Here is an 18,429-nt window from a genome sequence, read left to right on the forward strand (position 1 = left end):
ATGGGACAAACATTGTTCGAGAAGGTTTGGAATCGCCATGTGGTGGTGCAGGATCCAGGAGCGCCGGCCGTGCTGTATGTGGATGCGCACCTGGTGCATGAGGTGACCTCGCCGCAGGCTTTTGCCATGCTGCGCCAGCGGGGCTTGCGGGTGCGCCGGCCAGAGCGGACCTTTGCCACGATGGATCATGCGATCCCCACACGGCCGATGAGAATGATGGACATAGCCCTGTGGCCGGCCGACGCCGCGCACCAGGTGCGCACGCTGCGCGAGAACTGCGCGGAGTTTGGCGTGACCTTGTTCGATATCGAGAGTGAAACGCAGGGCATCGTGCATGTCATCGGCCCGGAGCTAGGCATCACACAGCCGGGGATGACGATTGTGTGCGGTGACAGTCACACCTCCACGCATGGCGCGTTTGGCGCGCTGGCCTTTGGCATCGGCACCAGCGAGGTCGGCTACGTTCTGGCGACCCAGTGCCTGTTGCAGTCCAAACCAAAAACCTTCGCCATCAATGTGGAGGGCACGCTGGCGCCTGGCGTCACGGCCAAAGACATCATCCTCGCGATCATCCGTCAGGTCGGCGTGGGCGGCGGCACGGGACACGTTTTCGAGTACCGCGGCGCACTCATCCGCAGCCTTTCGATGGAACAGCGCATGACGATCTGCAACATGAGCATCGAAGGCGGGGCGCGGGCCGGCATGATCGCGCCGGATGAGACGACGTTTGCCTACCTGGCCGGCCGCCCGCTTGCGCCGCAGGGCGCCGATTTCGAGCGGGCCGTGGCACGCTGGCAGGACCTGGTCAGCGACGCCGATGCTGTGTTCGATCGGGAGGTGACGCTGCACGGTTCGCAGTTGGAGCCGATGGTGACGTATGGCACCAATCCGGGCATGGTTTTGGGGATCAGCGAACGCATTCCTGATCCCGCTGAGCTGGAGAGCGCAGAGGATCGTGCAAATTTGACCAAAGCCCTGGCCTACATGGGACTGAAACCGCGGCAGTCGCTGGCCGGTCAGCCGGTGGACTATGTCTTTATCGGCAGTTGCACCAATTCACGCCTGGAAGATTTGCAGGCGGCCGCGGCGGTCGTCAAAGGGCGCCGCGTGGCGGATGGCGTGGTCGCGCTGGTGGTGCCCGGCTCCAAGTGGATCAAGCAGGCGGCCGAGGCGCAGGGGCTGGATCGCATCTTCAGCGAAGCCGGCTTCGAGTGGCGCGGCGCGGGCTGCAGTATGTGCCTGGCGATGAATGAGGACAAGGTGCCGGCCGGCAAGTACTGCGCCAGCACCAGCAATCGTAACTTCGAGGGGCGCCAGGGCAAGGGCGCGCGCACCCTCCTGATGAGCCCCATCATGGCGGCGGCTGCAGCCCTGCATGGCTGCGTGGGCGATGTGCGCGATATTCTGTGAAAGCGGGGACCCATGAATAAGTTCAGTTCAGTCACGGCCACGGCCTGCCCGCTGCGTGCCGAAAACGTGGATACGGATCAGATCATCCCGGCGCGCTACCTGACCACCGTGACGCGCACCGGCTTGGGCAAGGGCTTGTTTGCCGATTGGCGCCTCGACGCCGATGGGCAGCCGCGGCCCGATTTTCCGCTCAACCAGCCGCAGCACGCGGACGCGACGCTGTTGTTGGCCGGACGCAATTTTGGCTGCGGCAGTTCACGCGAGCACGCGCCGTGGGCCATCATGGACGCCGGTTTCGTGGCCGTGATTTCGTCGTATTTTGCCGATATCTTCTATAATAACAGCCTGAAGAATGGCCTGCTGCCAGTGCTCCTGCAGCCGGCCGATCTGAGCGAACTGTTCGATCGCGTGGAGGAAGTGCCATCCACCCTGATCCGGGTGGATTTGCCGAGCCAAACCGTCACCGTGGACGACCAGGTCTACAGCTTCACCATTGATCCGTACCGGAAAGTGTGCCTGCTGGAGGGGCTGGACGATCTGAGCTACCTCCTGCGGCAGGAAGGTCACATTGCGGCGTATGAGGAAGGAGTTAGGAGTTAGGAAATAGGAAATAGGAGTTAGGAAATAGGAGTTAGGGGAGGAAAGGGGAGTAGGGTAAGGAAATAGGAGTAGGGGCGGGGAGCGGTGTCTCGCACCACGTAACACGCCTTACGCATCGGGAGGAGGAGAACACACATTGCACGCGAAAGTAGTTGTTTTGGGCGGAGATGGGATTGGGCCGGAGGTGACGGGGCAGGCTGTTCGGGTTTTGCGCACGGTGGGAGAACGGTACGGACAGTCGTTCGAGTTCGAGCCGGCGCTGTTGGGCGGCTGTGCCATCGACGCGACGGGGAGCGCCCTGCCGGAAGCGACTCTGCGCCTGGCCGCGGCGGCTGATGCGGTGCTGCTGGGCGCGGTGGGCGGCCCACGCTGGGATAATCCGCAGGCGGCGGTGCGACCGGAGCAGGGGCTGCTGGGGTTGCGTAAGGCGTTGGGGCTGTTTGCCAACCTGAGACCGGTTGCGGTGGCGCCGGCATTGATCGGCGCCAGCACTCTCAAGCCGGAAACCCTGGCAGGCGTGGATCTGCTGGTGGTGCGCGAACTGACCGGCGGCGCCTATTTTGGCCCGCGGCAGGAGGCGCAGCTCGACGCCGCCGGGGTGGAAACCGCCTTCGACACGATGATCTATACGCGACCAGAGATCGAGCGCGTGGTGCGCGTGGCAGCCCGCGCGGCGCAGAGCCGGCGGGGTAAGCTCACGTCGGTGGACAAGGCCAATGTGCTGGCCAGTTCGCGCCTGTGGCGGCGCGTGGCGACCGAGGTGGTGGCGCGTGAGTTCCCGGGCTTGATCTTCGATCATCTGCTGGTGGACGCGGCCGCGATGCACTTGATCCGGCGGCCGGCCACCTTCGATGTGATCGTTACCGAAAACCTGTTCGGCGACATCCTGACCGACGAGGCCTCCATGCTTTCTGGCTCCATGGGCATGCTGCCGTCGGCGTCCGTAGGCGCTGATCTCAACCCGTTCGGCTTGCCGCGGGGACTCTACGAGCCGATTCATGGCTCGGCGCCCGACATTGCCGGCCAGGGCGTTGCCAACCCCCTCGGCGCCATTTTGAGCGCGGCGATGCTTGTGCGCCACTCCTTGGGCCTGGAAGATGCCGCGCTGGCAATCGAACAGGCCGTGGCTGCGGTGTTGACGGCCGGTTATCGCACCGCTGATATTGCCGGAGCGGCCAAACCAGATTTTTGCCTGGGCACTGAAGCGATGGGAAACCAGGTGATGGACGCGCTGCGGCGCAAGGACAACGTATGACGGCCAGTATTCTGAAGCATGTGGACGCCCTGCTCATTGACCTGGACGGGACAGTTTATCAGTATGACCAACTGCTCCCCGGCGCCGGCGAGACCCTCGTCTGGCTGCGGGCGCGCGGCGTGCCCCTGCGTTTTGTCACCAACAGCACCATGCGCAGCCGCGCCAGCCTGGCCGCGCGTTTGCGCAGCTTTGGCGTGCAGGCTGAGGAGGGCGACATCCTCAACCCGGTCTCGGTCGCGGCGCATTACTTGCGCACGCGCGGCGCCAGCGCCCATCTACTGGTGCTGGACGACGCCCTGTCCGAATTCGAGGGCATTCACCAGGATGCTGATAACCCCGCCTTCGTTGTGGTTGGCGACCTGGGGGATGCCTGGTCGTTCCCGAAGCTCAATCACGCCTTTCGTCTGTTGCTGGAGAAAAATGTGGGCTTCATCGCGCTCGGCAAGAGCCGCTACTGGCGAGCAGCCGATGGCCTGCGCCTCGATTCCGGCCCGTTCGTGACGGCTCTGGAATTTGCCACCGGACGCTACGCACTGGTGATGGGCAAACCCGAACGGGCATTTTTCGAGCAGGCCATCGGCATGCTCGGCCTGGCGCCGGAGCGGATTGCCATGATCGGTGATGACATTGATGTGGATGTAGCCGGCGCCCGCAATGCAGGCATGCTCGGCGCGCTGGTCAAAACCGGCAAGTTCCGCCCTGAAGACCTGGCCAAAGGAATCTGGCCGGACTATGTTTTCAATTCACTGGCCGACGTACGCGATCTCTGATCCCCCACCATTCCCCCCACCTTCGAGGAACGCTCATGGCTAACCAAGTTCTCGTTTATGACACCACGCTGCGTGATGGGACGCAGGGGGAAGCGGTCAATTTTACATCGAATGACAAGTTGCGCGTGGCGCGCAAGTTGGACGAATTCGGCGTGCATTATATCGAAGGCGGGTGGCCCGGCTCGAACCCTAAGGATATTGAGTTTTTTCAGCACGCACGTCAGGACCTGCACCTGACCCACGCCCGCCTGGCGGCTTTTGGCAGCACCTGCAAGGCAGACACGGCCGCGGCCGACGATAGCCAGATTCAGTTGCTGCTTGAGGCGAACACGCCGGTGGTGACGATCTTTGGCAAGACCTGGGACCTGCACGTACTCGAGGTGCTGCGCACGACACTGCCCGAGAACCTGCGCATGATTGCGGATAGCGTTTGCCATTTGCACGGCCAAGCGCGTGAGGTCGTGTATGACGCAGAGCATTTCTTCGATGGTCTGGTTGCCAATCGTGAATATGCCCTGGCGACGCTGCAGGCCGCGCTGGATGCGGGCGCAGCCGCGCTGGTCCTGTGCGACACCAACGGCGGCCGCCTGCCCTGGGAAATTGAGGAGGCGGTGAAACTGGTGCAGGCCCGTTTCCCGCAAGTGGGCGCCGGGGTGGTGCTCGGAATTCATGCGCACAACGATGGCGGCGTGGGGGTGGCGAACTCGTTGGCGGCCATTCGCGCCGGCTGCACGCACGTGCAGGGCACCATCAACGGCTACGGCGAACGCTGTGGCAACGCCAATCTGATCAGCATCCTGGCTGATCTCGAATTGAAGATGGGATATGCCTGTCTGCCGCCCGGTCACCTGATGAAGTTGACAGAAGTAAGTAATTTTGTCTCTGAGTTGGCAAACCTGGTGCCCAATCATCGCCAGCCCTATGTGGGCATGAGCGCCTTTGCGCACAAGGGTGGAACGCATGTCAACGCGGTCGTCAAGGTGGAGCGCAGCTATCAGCACATTGACCCGACCGTGGTGGGCAATCAGAAGCGCATCCTGGTCAGCGAGCTGAGCGGCAAGGACAACATCGCGGTCAAACGCGTGGAGTTCGGCCTGGACAGCCTGAACCGTGAGCAGGAGCGCCAGGTATTGGCTCGCATCAAGGAGTTGGAGAACCAGGGCTACAGCTTCGAGGGCGCTGAAGGGTCGGTGGATTTGATGCTGCGCCGCATTCAACCAGACTATCGGCCCCCGTTTGTGCTGGAACGCTACAAGGTGGTGGTCGAGCATCGGCGTGCGCCCGCCAGTGCCGACGCCACAGCACTTGCAGAGCAAACGCCGTGGGCGTTGGAACGCTCCGCGGCCGGCATGGTGGAGTCGGGACAGCACGCCAACGGGGGCAGCCATGACCCCCGGTATGTGGCTGACCTGGTGGCGGAGGCCACCCTGAAGGTGCGCGTGGGGCGCGAGGTGTTCCATACGGCGGCCGAGGGCAATGGCCCGGTCAACGCGCTGGACAAGGCGCTGCGCAAGGCGCTGCTACCGATCTACCCGCAGTTGGTGGACGTTCATCTGCGTGATTACAAGGTGCGCATTCTGGACAGCCAGTCGGCCACGGCCGCGCAGGTGCGTGTGCAGATTGATTCAGCCTTCCGGCCGCAGGATGCTCAAGGTGATGGGTCCCCTGAGGTCAATCAGGCCGGACAACATCGCCCCGACCTGCATACCTGGAGCACGGTGGGCGCCAGTTCGAATATCATCGAGGCGAGCTGGCAGGCGCTGGCTGATTCCGTGGAGTACGTTTTGCTGGCGGGCTATGGGTCTCAATTTGTAGGGGCGCACCCCGGGTGATCGGGAAGATACGGACGGCCCCCTGGCCCCCAAGTATGGGGGAACGGGGCAAGAAACATGGGTTTTAACGCGAGGACGCAAGGACGTAGAGACGCAAAGGCTTTGTTGATCTTGCTTTGCGCCCTTCGCGTCCTTGCGACTTTGCGTTGAATGTGGCGGTCACGACGACGGTGGCGGGTCAGGCCAGGGCAAGCTGGGGGTCGTCAACCAACTCAATTTCACTGATGAGCAGCGGGGTCTGGTGCCCATTGGATAGTAGAACCCACACATGGGTCGGCTTGACACGGACGACTGTCCCGAACAGGCCCGCCAAGGGGTGCCCTGCACGCACACGCACGGTCATCCCTGGCATCAGGTCTCGCAAATCCATAGTCACCTCCTTGATCTTATGACGCATTGCGTCATGTCGTATTATCGTCAAAAAGTCGAATTTGTCAAGCAGACCCTGAGTCCCTTAACCCCTCATTATTCTCGAGAACAGGATATTTCCTCATGACACCAAATGGACGCCAAGATTCCACGCCCGCCGACCCCGCCGGTGGGCCAACCAGTCAGCGTCGCCCGCGGCGCTCTGACATGATCAAGGTAGGGTTCGAGCGGGCGCCGCACCGTGCGTTGCTCAAGGCCACTGGGGTCACCGACGCGGATATGGGCAAGCCGTTCATCGCCATTGCCAACTCGTATGTAGATATCGTGCCGGGGCATGTACATCTGCAGGCCTTTGGCGAGGTGGTGCGTCGCGCCATTCGAGAGGCGGGGGGCGTGCCGTTCATGTTCAACACCATCGGCGTGGATGATGGCATCGCCATGGGGCACGCCGGCATGAAGTACAGCCTGCCCAGCCGTGAGATCATCGCGGACAGCGTGGAAACGATGGTGGCCGCGCACTGGTTCGATGGCCTGATCTGCATCCCGAACTGTGACAAGATCACGCCCGGCATGTTAATGGCCGCGATGCGCGTGAACGTGCCGACGATCTTCATCAGCGGCGGCCCGATGAAGGCCGGCGTCACCAGCACTGGCAAAGTGGTTGACCTGATCAGCGTGTTCGAGGGGGTCGGTGCGTTCAAGGCGGGCGTCATCAACGAGGCCGAACTGAAGGAGCTGGAGGATTTCGGCTGCCCCACCTGCGGCTCTTGCTCCGGCATGTTCACCGCCAACTCGATGAACTGCCTGTGCGAGGCGTTGGGCATGGCACTGCCGGGCAATGGCACCATCCTGGCTGTTGACCCGCGGCGCGAGGAATTGGCGCGCCAGGCGGCCCGTCAGTTGCTGACCTTGATTGACCTCGATCTCAAGCCGCGCGACATCGTGACCGCCGAGGCGATTGACAACGCGATGGCCCTCGATGTGGCCATGGGCGGCTCCACCAACACGGTGCTGCACGTCCTGGCCCTGGCCCATGAGGCTGGCGTGGATTACCCCATCGCGCGTTTCAACGAGGTTTCGGCGCGGGTACCCACCCTGTGCAAGGTCAGCCCCAGCAGCGCCTATCATATGGAGGACGTGGATCGGGCCGGCGGCGTCAGCGCCATCATGTACGAGTTGAGCCGCAAGCCGGGCGCGCTGCACCTGGACGCCAGGACTGTCACCGGGCGGTCGTTGGGCGAAAATATCGCTGATCAGGCCAGTCAGGATCGCGACTGCATCCGCACCCTGGAGAACCCCTACAGTGAGACCGGCGGCCTGGCTATTCTCTTCGGCAACCTGGCGCCCGAAGGCTCGGTCATCAAGACGGCCGGCGTTGTGCCGGAGCAGATGCGGCATCGCGGCCCCGCGCTCTGCTTCGACTCGCAGGAAGAGGCGGTCAGCGGTATCCTGGGGGGCAAGGTCAAGCCCGGGCACGTGGTGGTCATCCGCTACGAAGGGCCGAAGGGCGGGCCGGGCATGCAGGAGATGCTGGCGCCCACCAGCCAGATTGCCGGCATGGGGCTGGGCGGCCGCGTGGCGCTGATCACCGATGGGCGCTTCAGCGGCGGCACGCGCGGCGCCTGCGTCGGTCACATCAGCCCGGAAGCCGCGGCCGGCGGCCCCATCGCCCTGCTGCGCGATGGCGACATGATAACGGTTGACATCCCCAACCGGCGCCTGGACGTGGAGTTGACAGAAGGGGAGCTGGCGGCGCGCCGCGCGTCCTGGCAGCCGCTAATTCGACCCGATTTGCCGAATGTCCTGCGGCGCTACGCGCGCATGGTCACCTCAGGCAGCCAGGGCGCCGTCTACGCGTGGTAAAATGACGGACTTTCGAGGCATTCAAGACTTTGGAAGTCTGTCATCATAAGGGGTACACTGATGGCACACTGCGCGTGGCGTTTCGGACTGATTCGTTTGCTGGCGTTGCTGGGTCTTGCACTGGGCGCGGCCGCGTGCCAGCCGCAAACCGCCCCGGCGCCGACCACCGCGGTCACCGAAATCCCGCCGGCCCCTGGGGTCACGCTGGCCGCGCCCGCGGGCGCGGCCGGGCTGGGCGATCCTCTGTACCCGGCGCTGGGCAATGGCGGCTACGATGTGCAGCACTACACCATTGACCTGACCGTGGATGTCGCCCGCAACATGCTGGACGGGGTCACAACCATCACGGCCCACGCGATGCAGCCGCTCAGCGCGTTCAACCTGGATTTCAGCGGCTTGACCATCACCCGCGTCACAGTGAATGGGCAGTCTGCGGACTACCGGCGGCAGGGCAGCGAGACAACGATCACGCCACTACAGCCCCTGGCCGCGGGCGCGCGGCTGACGGTCACGGTCGCCTATCGCGGTGAGCCGCAGCCGATTCGCGACCCCGGGGTACCGTTCGTGCCGTTGGGCTGGCAGCGGTTCGAGCAAGGCATTGCGGTGGTCAGCGAACCGTCGGGCGCCATGAATTGGTTCCCCAGCAACAACCACCCGGCCGACAAAGCCACCTTCACCTTCCGCGTCCAGGTTCCCAAGCCCTACCAGGTCGCGGCCAACGGCGTTCTGGCCGACACCCAAGACGCCGGCAGCTCAACCACCTTCGTCTGGCAGATGACCGACCCCATGGCAACCTACCTGGCGACGGTGCATATTGGACGCTACGAGGTGGTGACGGCCACCGGCCCAGGCGGGGTCACGTTGCGCCACTATTTCCCACTGGGCACGCCGGACACCGTCGAAGCCAGGTTCGCGCGTATCCCACAGATGATGCAGTTCATGACGGAGCGCTTTGGCCCCTATCCCTTCGACGCGTACGGCGTGGCGCTGCTGCCTGTGTCCACCGGTTGGGCGTTGGAAACGCAGACCCTGTCCACCTACGGCGCGGACGGCGCGGATGAGGCCGAAGTTTTTCATGAACTGATGCACGAATGGTTCGGCAACAGCGTCAGCCCGGCGACATGGCAAGACGTATGGCTCAATGAAGGCTTCGCGACCTATTTTCAGTGGCTATGGCAGGAAGAGACAGAGGGGCGCCCGGCGTTCGACGCGACGGTGCAACAGGCCTACGCGGGCCTGGTCTCGCGGCGCGTCGGCCCCGTGTTGCCGCAGCAGCCGGCCGGCATGTTCACCGCCGCCACCTACCAGCGCGGTGCATGCACCCTGCACGCGCTACGCTTGACCGTGGGCGACGCGGTTTTCTTCCAGATTCTGCGCACCTATTACGAGCGCTTCGCCGGCGGCGTCGCCAGCACGGCCGATTTTAGCGCCACGGCTGTCGAGGTCAGCGGCCAGCCGGGCGTGGAAGCGCTGCTCCACGCCTGGTTGACGAGCCCCACCCTGCCTCTACTTGTCCACATCGGCCAGCAGCAGGTGTATAGATGATGCAACTCTTGGACCAACCCCGTCTCGCTGGGCGGGGTTATGGCGCCAGCACTGGGCATTCGCCCCACCCTGGCGCTTGCCGCGCTCGGCGGCGGCGTCCTGGGCGCCTTCTGGCTGCTGCGCCTGCCGGCAACGGTGGATGACGAGAATCATTGACTTCACGAATTTCAGGGTCTCTTCGTGTCAATTCGTGGCAAGAATCCGCCTTGCTTTCTCTGCCACGAATTTCACTAATTTGCACGAATTTCAGGATCCTTTCGTTTCGATTCGTGAAATTCGTGGCAAGAATCGGGCTGATTGCGCCACTCGTGGTAGATCACGGCGATGGCGTCGGGAGTGATACCATGGCCGCTTCCCACCGATCATCGAGTTTGACCAACAACTCGCCCAACTCATCCTCGTCAAGCGCCGCCGGCGCCGCTGGTGCAATTTGGGCCGAAAATCGTACGACGAACTCGCCATATCGAGCCAACATGCCGCAAAGTTCGGCGCCTTCCGTGTTGGGCGCAATGTAGCTTGCACAGGCTACGTACGCCTCGTCTGCGAAGTCGAGCCGCGCCATCATTTCTGGCCTTGATTCCCAAGAGCCGAGGTATTGTGGAGATGTGTAAAACACGTCCAGTTGGCGCTTATACTCACGCTGCGCACTGCGCACGAATTCGTAACGATAGATCTCGTGAACAACGACGCCGTCTCCACTCATGTCTCGTGACGGATGCTCCAGGGCGCCGTGCGAGTCCGCGGTTGGGCTGATGGGCCGATTACTCCAGCCAGGAGGGAACAGCGTAGCATCCATCAGCATGGATTCAGTCGTAAAGGGCCGCGGCGGCGCCGGGGCGCCGGGTGTGCAGATGAAGCTCAAGACAGCCACAGCGAGGCAAGTCGCCAGTGTCAGAACCGCCAAACGCAATCTCCGTGTGTTCATGGCGTCACCTCGGCCTGTTGTCGAAATGACCAACGCCATAAGGCGCACCAGACCCCCCCGTACTGGATCATAGTTCGGCGTTCCAGCCGCCAGGGAATCATGGTATTCTGCCACCAACGCCGTTGATGATGACATTGGTCGCGTTCATGGGGTGTGGCTGTCTAGGCTGGTGGAAATCTTTTCGTCAATGGCGCGGAGGATGCGCTCAAAGTCCGCCGGGGACATATTGTATTCGCTTCCAACAGGTGAATTGAATGTGGATATGTACTCACCATATTGCCCGACGGCTATGCAGTCTGTCCACCCTCCCTCAACCTTAACTTGGGGAGTCGATTCGCGGATATCACAGTAAAGCCGAAACCGGTCAGCGACCTTATTGTGATAACTCCATTCCCCAAGTTGCTCAATCGAAAAGGACGAATCTGATGGTTGGAATCTCCTGCGGAACTCCCAAGCAGCCTCCGAGCCGCTCCCGAAATTGCGTACGATTTGACCCGCAGTAGGAGAGCCAAATTGGGCATTCGGCGAAGCGAATCCCACATCAGCAAAATCGATTGTTCCCTGATCCATTAAGATGTCTAGACGATCTCGCGCCGAGAAAGGTGGTAAATCAACAGTCCACCCGGTTGGAAACAGGGATAGATCATCAATAAGCAGGTCCTCAGCAGGCACCCGTATGGAGCGCGCTCCACAACTTGTCAAACCGATCAACAATGCCACAGCTTGGATTAGAACTGTAGTAATTCCAGCTAGCTTTCTCATGTTGGCCTCCCTTGCTGTCTAGAGCAGCTACCGGATCGCCAAGCCCGGCGTGCGCTCGATCGCCTCGATGATGTCCATCGGGGCGAGCGTCAGGTTGTAAGTGTTCCACCTACCCAATGTTGTCGCTGCCACTCACTCAATACAGGCCGAAACCCAACATATCTCTCTCCTTGCCTTTCACGAGCTAAGATGCTCCAAAACCACTCCGGTGCCCCGATTTCTTTGGCCGACTCGCCTTTCACCCACGCCGCCTCACGGTTACCCTTAATGGAGGGGGGCTTGCGTGTCATCGTCCATTCGGCGAGATTGCCCAACATGTCCATCACCCCATAGGGGCTTGCACCACTTGGATAGGCATCGACGACCGTCCGCCAAATGCCGCGTTGACGCGAGTATTCCGGCCGGTACCGAGATCCAAAATTTCCTCGCGCATTATCCCAACCATCACCCCAGGGATAAAGCCGACCATCGGTTCCACGAGCTGCCTTTTCCCATTCAGCCACAGTAGGTAGCCGTCCCCCTAGCCAATGGGCCATTGCATCGCTTACATCGTAGCCGGTACTTTCAGGCATCATTGGCAGATCATCTGGTGGCCATGGATCATGAGGGAGCCCGTAGCGTGGCGCGTAATAATTTACGTCGAAAACACTGAATTGCTCATGTGTTATTGGAAAGCGCGATATGTAATAAGTGGGCATCCAGAGCAACCGCTGTCGTGGAATACGCTCCAACTCCGCTTCGGCCAGGAAATAGGTGAATAACGGATCATCCCAACCTCTGCCAATCGCCTTTTCCTCGAGCGTCAGGTTGGAAAGATGAGAGTAGTCTGGTTCTCTTGCAGTGCGTCGGTATTTGACTACCAGGTTCTCTATCACGCGGACATCCTTATCGTCCATTCGATCTATGCCGTATTCGGCCCGAAGCTTCTCTCGGATGGCAGCTTGCTGCTGATCTGACAGTCCGTACAGGAATTCCCCTTCCGGAATTTGAATCCAGTCTATCTCGATCATAGTATTTACCTCCTAAATAGGCGACTTTGCGACTATCAAGTCTATTGCTGGGCGTTCGCTTATTTTTTTGAGTGAAACCAAAGATTGATACTGGGTGGGGGCTGGCATTGACATAAGATAGAAATTGGTGGTCAACAAACCGATAGTCTACGGTCAATTTGACTGGACTGACAACCGAGACAAGCACTTTGTCAACCGAATATGGTCGGTGGGTAGACTCCTCCCTTGGTCAGGCCGATTACAGGCAGGAAAACAGAGACCGGCGCAGGCCCAGGAGCGCCAAGATCCGTTCGTGAACCGGCATCAGGTCGGTTAAGTAGGTCGAATGGTGGGATCCTGGCGGGAAGATGACCAGGTTAATCCCGTCGAAGGCCCTAAGCATGCGCTCGGTGGTAGGCCGTGATGTGCTGCGCTTGGGATTTCCCGTATAGACGCCAGCCAATTCGTTGCCATCCTTGGCCAAAGCTTCTCGGCCCAGATAATCACCCAAGGCCAAGACCCGAGCCCCCAGGGTCAGGAGATGGATCAGCCCTTGGGCATGGTCCTCTCGTTGGACATAAAGGGGGGTGATGGAGAGCATTTTGCCGTGTAAGCGGCGGAAAACGTTCTCCGCAATGATCTGGTCCCGGTAAGCCGACACCGCTTGGCTCAAAGAGAGCCGCTCCGTTGATTCATTGGTGGCATAGATGCGCCAACCGGCCTCAAACTCAGCGGTTTTGATTGCCGGTTGATTGCGACTGACCGTCACCTGATAACGCACCTGGCGCTCCACGTGCGCCGGTTTGTCTTTGTAGGCGCGTACTCGGCGCTCGGTCACCTCTTCTTTGGGGTCGTACTGGAAGAATCCTTGCACCCGGTATTGTTTCTCCACCTGTTCAATGGCAGAGAGCAGCTTGGCCTCTTCCCTGATCTGTTTCTTGCCGCGCTGACACGGGGGTGTGAGGGCCAGGAGGGCGGCTTCAGCCTTATCCAGCCGCTGACGTAACCCAGCCAGCATACTCTTCATGTAACTGTAGGACTGGATGACCAACAGGCGCTCATCCCAGGTGGCTTCTTTGCCTTTAACCATGACGGTGCGAGAGCGAGTCACTTCAAATCCCCGGGCAATGGCCAAATTGGGGTCCGGGGTACTGTCATCGGCGGGCAAATCTTCTGGTAAGAAAACGCGGAGCGCTTCCGCCTTCCGCTCCAACCAGGCTTCCAGCAACTGAGAAAGCAACGCTGGCTCGTCTTTTTTGTCGGCCAGGGGGGCCAGATAGCTGTCATGACCTGCGGCGATGGTGCCTCGGGTCAATAGCGCACTCATTTTGCTGTCGCCCACGACCAGGATGCCATCCCGGAGCATCATCTTCTTGGCCCGCCGATAGCTGGGGAGGTAGAGCGGATCGTCGGCGTCATTGCCCGGCTTCACATCCACGACCAGTGGTAGCCCCAAGGGATCCAGGCTGGCCAGCATCACCTTGAACTGCGTCTCGTACAGACCACTTTTGGTCTTGCCCACCCGAAATAGGGCCCCATTCTCCGGGTCGTGATGGACCGTGCCCAGCGTGGCATCTAGTCGCAGCCGATCCGTTTTCAAGTCGTAAACCCGAATCAGTCGCTGACCCAATTGGTCTTCTATCTCTTGCCAAACATCTGATTCACTCAACTCTCGCAGGCAGATGGCCAGCCGATCGTCCGTAAAGTCCAACTCGCGTACGGGTTGGCCGCTCAGCCGGGTCAGGGTAAATAGATGGCGACGCACCCATTGTTGCACCGGTTCCATCAGGTGATTTTTCTCACTCAGGATGTGGGTCAACCACAGGGTTATCACCCAGCCAGGACTCAACCCTAGCCAATTTCCGTGGGGTTTGATCCCACTGTCCATGATGGCCTGGATGCCCATCCGTTCTAGCAGCCCGTAGATGACTGGTATGTCATCTACCCGCTCGATACTTGGGTTGTTCTCGTCTTTGTTCGTCATAACTGACGAGCATCATCTATCTTCCTTTTGCTGTCCAATTTCACCGAACGTCCAGATGTTACTTCCTGCTTGGCTCGATCATCACTACAAGCACACATTGTGACCAGGATCCGCCCCATGATGGTCACGTGTCGGATTACTTGTTGCCTGTCTATTCCATTACGAGCAACGGTGCTGCCCAAATAATTGTGTCGTTCCGATCGACGCAGAAGACACGATCCAAGGTGCGGGTGTGGAGGATTGGGTAGAACTCGACGACGTAACATTGAGCGTCCTGCTCGTGGATATCGCCCACCACGGGAGTTGTGGTCAAGGATTCGCCCTCGATCAAGTCAAAGACGGCAAAAGCCTGCTTACTTGAACTGCCAACCGCCAAATGGTCATCCAGATATGCCTCGATGGCCTCCAGCCTGGGTTCAACCCCAAACTTCTGACCAATATCACGTTCAGCAGGTGTTGGTCCAATGTTGATCCAGCCATTCATGACACCCCACCCACAGAGGATTGTCACAGATAAAACGCCTGCCAGAAGTAAAATCAATCGTGGCGGGCCTTTTATGGCGTAGTGATTTATGGCACACCTCCCAAATTGGCGCGCAGCCAGTCTCCGATCTGGTTGATATATATCACTTGGGAAGGAGGCCACGCTGTAAGCGTTTGCTTGTTGGCAAGGGCACTCCCGCGCGCAAGGTGGCCTCCGAACGCAATACCAGCCAAACCAAGCTCATAGTCTTGGCGTGACACGCCTTGTCCGTTGTTGCCCAAAGGCCCTGTAGAAATGCCTGCAATAGTACCGGGCACACGCATTTCGTGTAAACGGTTTCCCAACCAGGCGATATGCGCCCCGTCAAAGTAACGGACTGATGCATAAAACCAAAAATGGTACATTTGATTGTTGTGAGGGACCTCAGGAACCGAGGCATCGACATATCGGGGCGACCACCCACTCCAATCAGGATATGCATCAAAACCTAACCAATCGTTGCTTCGTTCTTCCCTGGGTGGCACTCGCCACATCTGGTGTGGTCTCGACCAACCCAAGATGACATGCGACACATTCAGCATGAAGGTGTCCACATCATTGGTTGCATAGAGCGAAGCTGAATATTCAGTCAGTCGAGCAAATTTCTCAAGTGAGGTGAAGGGCGCCGATTGCAGTTGTTTTCCATGATGCAAAATCAGCTGTCGGCGTTCACGATTGGCATAAGCGTAAGGGATTCTGCTTCGACGTGCAGGCATGATTCCTGGTATTCTCGGAAGCCTGTAGGGATCGTCAGGTGAATCCTCAAACTCGTAGTGCCCGGTCGGGTCTGCATAACGCAAGGCGGCGCACGATGTACCCTGTTCCCAGGTTCCAACCAATGCCTGTCCAACCAGGCTGATTGTTCCTGTTGGTATGCATCCCATTGATGCCAGCACTGTCGTAAGCCAATGTCAGGTTGGGGGTAGGACCGGCCTGCCCTGCGGGCGCCGGAAAGTGATAGCTGGCTGTGGCGTTCCCCATGTAGAGGCCTACCTGGTAGTCGCTGACGTCGCCGGATGGCTGCACGGCAAAATCACCGTCGCTGCTGGCGGTCGTAGCCGCCAGCAGCATGCGCCCCATCTGCGACAGCGCTACCGTGATGGTCTTATGCTCCTGATCCACGCGACGTGACAGTTCTTGCCAGGTCGGGCTGCGGAGCGGAAGCGTCTCTGCACGATTTGCTGCTGCGTCCACCGTTTCGTTCGAGGGACGTTCGATGAAAAGAGCGAGTCGGCCTTCCGCATCCGCGCCAAAAGGAATGGCGAGACCAGCATAGTCGAGGGTGAGAGTGAAGGGGACGGACATTACAGCGTGTGCCGAGGCGCCTGGCGATGCTGCAGCGCTCAGTTCGAATGCCAGGCCAAAAGGCGACATCTTCGCTGCCTCTGACAGGGGTTGGTAGCGCACCGTCAACCTGTCCTTTGGCGGCGAAGCAAAATCGAGGCGCACGCGGCCGGCGGCCAGGGATACAGTTGACGTGTCAGCGTCCATCGTCACCTCATCCGCTTCTGCAAGGGCTGGCAGTGGCGGCGCGGGCGGCGTGTAGGTCTGGGTGTCGTCCTGAGGACTTGGAGTACCAAAAGACGGTGTCAACGAACTCGTAGATTGAACGTTGGGATGCAGTCTATCAGTTTCTATTGGCGTGGAAGTGCTGGATGATGTGACCATCATAGATACAGGGTTCAAAAAACCCTCCACACCGGGCCGCTGCGGCTACGCCGCAGCGGCCCCAGAAAACAACAGACTACATGTCACCAGCAGATGGACGACCAGCAGCGGACGCGCCGCCAGCCGCGAGACAGGAAGGTGTGGTGAAGATAGAAAAGAGAAAGTAGAAAAGAGAAAAGAGAAAGTAGAAGATCGGCGTAACATAACAACGGACTCCTTTCGTGCAGCAATCGAAACGGATGGGGTCAGGGACATTTTCCTGACTGCTGAAGGAGGTCGCGGGCGGGAGAGAGAACTCTCGCCGGGGACTTCCGAAGGCGGGAGGCGACTCGGAAGACGGGGGGCAGGCTTGTGGCTTGTCACAGCATAGCACGACCGCGGCGATCTGTCAAGAGGCAAAATTTGGGGGCAGCAATTCCGAATTGGGCGGACGATTGACCACAAGGAACGCATAGAACACAAAGCAATGGCAGAAGATTCGCAGATTGGCGGCGCCTTTGCGCTCTTTGTGTTCTATGTGGCAAAAATCCGCCCAGCTTTCTCTGCCACGAATTACACGAATTTGCACGAATCGAGCTTCTGCCGTTGAACATGCTGGGATTGTTACGCTGACCGGTTGGCGAAAAGGGCAAGAAGGTGTACAATTACAGTCAACCGGGAGATAAGGAGCGTACAATGGCCGACCAGCAGGACTACGATTCGCCGTGGAAAGACATCCTCGACCTGCAATTCGAGGAATTCATGGCCTTCTTCTTTCCCAGTGCCCACGCCCAGATCAACTGGCGAGCCGGGCACGAATTCCTGGACAAAGAGCTCCAGAAGATCACTCAGGATGCCGCGCTGGGTCGGCGGGTGGTGGACAAGCTGGTTAAGGTGCAGCTCGAGAATGGCCAGGAGCAGTGGGTGCTGGTGCATGTGGAGGTGCAGACGCAGCCAGCCTCTGGCTTCCCGGAGCGCATGTTCGTCTACCACTACCGCATCCGCGACCGCTTCGGCGCTCGTTGCGCCACCTTTGGCGTCCTGGCGGACAGCGATCCATCGTGGCGGCCGGCTGAGTTCCGCGATGAGCTGCTGGGCACCGAGTTGGTGCTGCGCTTCAGCACGGCCAAGTTGCTGGACTACGAGGCGGACCTGCCGGCGCTGGAGGAAGAGACCAACCCCTTTGCCCTGGTGGTGATGGCGCACGCGGGTGTGCGGGCGACGGCCGCTGATCCATACGCCCGGCTGGACTGGAAATTTGGGCTTACACGCCGTTTGTTCGAACGAGGCTACAAGCGCCAACAGATCAGCAGCCTGTATCGTTTCATAGATTGGGTGATGTTGCTGCCCGAGGAACTAGAGTTGGAATATGACCGGCGAGTGGGCGAGTATCAGGAGGAACACAAAATGGAGTATCTGAGTTCAATGGAGCGTCGCGCCATGGAGCGCGGCCGGCAGGCTGGGCTGTTGGAAGGCGTGCAGCAGGGCGTGCAGCAGGGCGTGCTAGCAAGGCGAGCTTTCCGGACGGGCGGCCACGGTGCAGCGTCAGTTGGCACGGCGCTTGGGCGTGTTGTCCAAAGAGGACGAGCAGCGCATCCGCTCGCTCTCCGTTACGATGCTCGACCGGCTGGCCGACGACCTGCTGGATTTCGCCGAGCCGGCCGACCTGCAGCGCTGGTTTACCCGTTACACGACGCAGTAGCCGCACACTGTCTCCCCAGTGAAAGCGAGGCGGCGGCCGGCAAGAAGGCGGTTGAAGTAGACGCGATGGTTCCTGCCGCCTCCTTGTGTTCCTCGCTCCGGTTGCCGACGTAGCTACGCATCCACTCCTGCGCCAGCCCCGTCAGGTTGAGGCTTACCGTGCCGCCCGCCGCCTCGTCCAGCACCTGCCCGGTGAAGCGGCGCGGCGTCGGCCAGGTAGCGCCGGCTTCTTTATGGGATGGCGCTGGCGCGGG

Annotated in this window: 16 protein-coding genes; 8 read left to right on the forward strand and 8 right to left on the reverse strand. The window is 60.2% G+C overall.

Annotated elements, in window-relative coordinates; translation table 11 throughout:
- From leuC to cimA, 5 genes are all read left to right on the forward strand, one after another.
- The gene (gene leuC, locus IPF85_RS00225) at window positions 1–1,410 is read left to right on the forward strand and encodes a 3-isopropylmalate dehydratase large subunit (protein WP_343406046.1); all 1,410 of its coding nucleotides are present in this window, start codon (window positions 1–3) and stop codon (window positions 1,408–1,410) included.
- Between the two features lie 12 nt (window positions 1,411–1,422).
- A complete protein-coding gene (gene leuD, locus IPF85_RS00230; RefSeq protein ID WP_343406047.1) occupies window positions 1,423–2,010 on the forward strand; it encodes a 3-isopropylmalate dehydratase small subunit in 588 nt (195 codons plus the stop codon).
- Between the two features lie 136 nt (window positions 2,011–2,146).
- Window positions 2,147–3,265, forward strand: coding sequence for a 3-isopropylmalate dehydrogenase (leuB, locus tag IPF85_RS00235; protein ID WP_343406048.1), 1,119 nt, complete (start codon window positions 2,147–2,149; stop codon window positions 3,263–3,265).
- Complete coding sequence (locus tag IPF85_RS00240) at window positions 3,262–4,035, forward strand: TIGR01458 family HAD-type hydrolase (RefSeq protein ID WP_343406049.1); 774 nt, start codon at window positions 3,262–3,264, stop codon at window positions 4,033–4,035. The genes leuB and IPF85_RS00240 overlap by 4 nt, the downstream gene beginning before the upstream one ends.
- Before the next feature lie 35 nt (window positions 4,036–4,070).
- Window positions 4,071–5,867, forward strand: coding sequence for a citramalate synthase (gene cimA / locus IPF85_RS00245; protein WP_343406050.1), 1,797 nt, complete (start codon window positions 4,071–4,073; stop codon window positions 5,865–5,867).
- Window positions 5,868–6,045: 178 nt separating this feature from the next.
- On the opposite strand, the gene IPF85_RS00250 is transcribed toward cimA, so the two are convergent.
- Window positions 6,046–6,237: a hypothetical protein gene (locus tag IPF85_RS00250; RefSeq protein WP_343406051.1), complete on the reverse strand. Its 192-nt coding sequence runs from the start codon at window positions 6,235–6,237 to the stop codon at window positions 6,046–6,048.
- Between the two features lie 206 nt (window positions 6,238–6,443).
- On the opposite strand from IPF85_RS00250, the gene ilvD reads away from it, so the two are divergent.
- Together ilvD and IPF85_RS00260 are read left to right on the forward strand one after the other, a co-directional pair.
- Window positions 6,444–8,099 (forward strand): dihydroxy-acid dehydratase, encoded by a 1,656-nt coding sequence (gene ilvD / locus IPF85_RS00255; protein ID WP_343406308.1) that lies wholly within the window; start codon window positions 6,444–6,446, stop codon window positions 8,097–8,099.
- A 60-nt stretch (window positions 8,100–8,159) separates the two neighbouring features.
- A complete protein-coding gene (locus IPF85_RS00260) occupies window positions 8,160–9,644 on the forward strand; it encodes a M1 family metallopeptidase (protein ID WP_343406052.1) in 1,485 nt (494 codons plus the stop codon).
- 316 nt (window positions 9,645–9,960) lie between these two features.
- Here IPF85_RS00260 and IPF85_RS00265 read toward each other — a convergent pair whose 3' ends face one another.
- The 7 genes from IPF85_RS00265 to IPF85_RS00295 form a co-directional block, all read right to left on the reverse strand.
- On the reverse strand, window positions 9,961–10,548 hold the full coding sequence (locus IPF85_RS00265) for a hypothetical protein (protein WP_343406053.1): 588 nt from the start codon (window positions 10,546–10,548) through the stop codon (window positions 9,961–9,963).
- Window positions 10,549–10,713: 165 nt separating this feature from the next.
- Complete coding sequence (locus IPF85_RS00270; RefSeq protein ID WP_343406054.1) at window positions 10,714–11,331, reverse strand: hypothetical protein; 618 nt, start codon at window positions 11,329–11,331, stop codon at window positions 10,714–10,716.
- A gap of 89 nt (window positions 11,332–11,420) precedes the next feature.
- Entirely contained in the window at window positions 11,421–12,341 is a 921-nt protein-coding gene (locus tag IPF85_RS00275; RefSeq protein ID WP_343406055.1) for a formylglycine-generating enzyme family protein, read from the reverse strand.
- A 238-nt stretch (window positions 12,342–12,579) separates the two neighbouring features.
- On the reverse strand, window positions 12,580–14,304 hold the full coding sequence (locus IPF85_RS00280; RefSeq protein WP_343406056.1) for a DUF4277 domain-containing protein: 1,725 nt from the start codon (window positions 14,302–14,304) through the stop codon (window positions 12,580–12,582).
- Between the two features lie 151 nt (window positions 14,305–14,455).
- On the reverse strand, window positions 14,456–14,788 hold the full coding sequence (locus IPF85_RS00285; RefSeq protein WP_343406057.1) for a hypothetical protein: 333 nt from the start codon (window positions 14,786–14,788) through the stop codon (window positions 14,456–14,458).
- Window positions 14,789–14,874: 86 nt separating this feature from the next.
- Window positions 14,875–15,543: a hypothetical protein gene (locus tag IPF85_RS00290; protein WP_343406058.1), complete on the reverse strand. Its 669-nt coding sequence runs from the start codon at window positions 15,541–15,543 to the stop codon at window positions 14,875–14,877.
- Window positions 15,544–15,589: 46 nt separating this feature from the next.
- Window positions 15,590–16,318 carry a hypothetical protein gene (locus IPF85_RS00295; RefSeq protein ID WP_343406059.1) on the reverse strand — a complete coding sequence of 243 codons (729 nt, stop codon included), beginning with the start codon at window positions 16,316–16,318 and terminating at the stop codon, window positions 15,590–15,592.
- Between the two features lie 852 nt (window positions 16,319–17,170).
- Between IPF85_RS00295 and IPF85_RS00300 the strand changes: the two genes are divergently transcribed.
- The gene (locus IPF85_RS00300) at window positions 17,171–18,289 is read left to right on the forward strand and encodes a hypothetical protein (protein ID WP_343406060.1); all 1,119 of its coding nucleotides are present in this window, start codon (window positions 17,171–17,173) and stop codon (window positions 18,287–18,289) included.
- Window positions 18,290–18,429: the final 140 nt, after the last annotated feature.

This window comes from Candidatus Amarolinea dominans, assembly GCF_016704685.1.
Lineage (GTDB): Bacteria > Chloroflexota > Anaerolineae > SSC4 > Amarolineaceae > Amarolinea > Amarolinea dominans.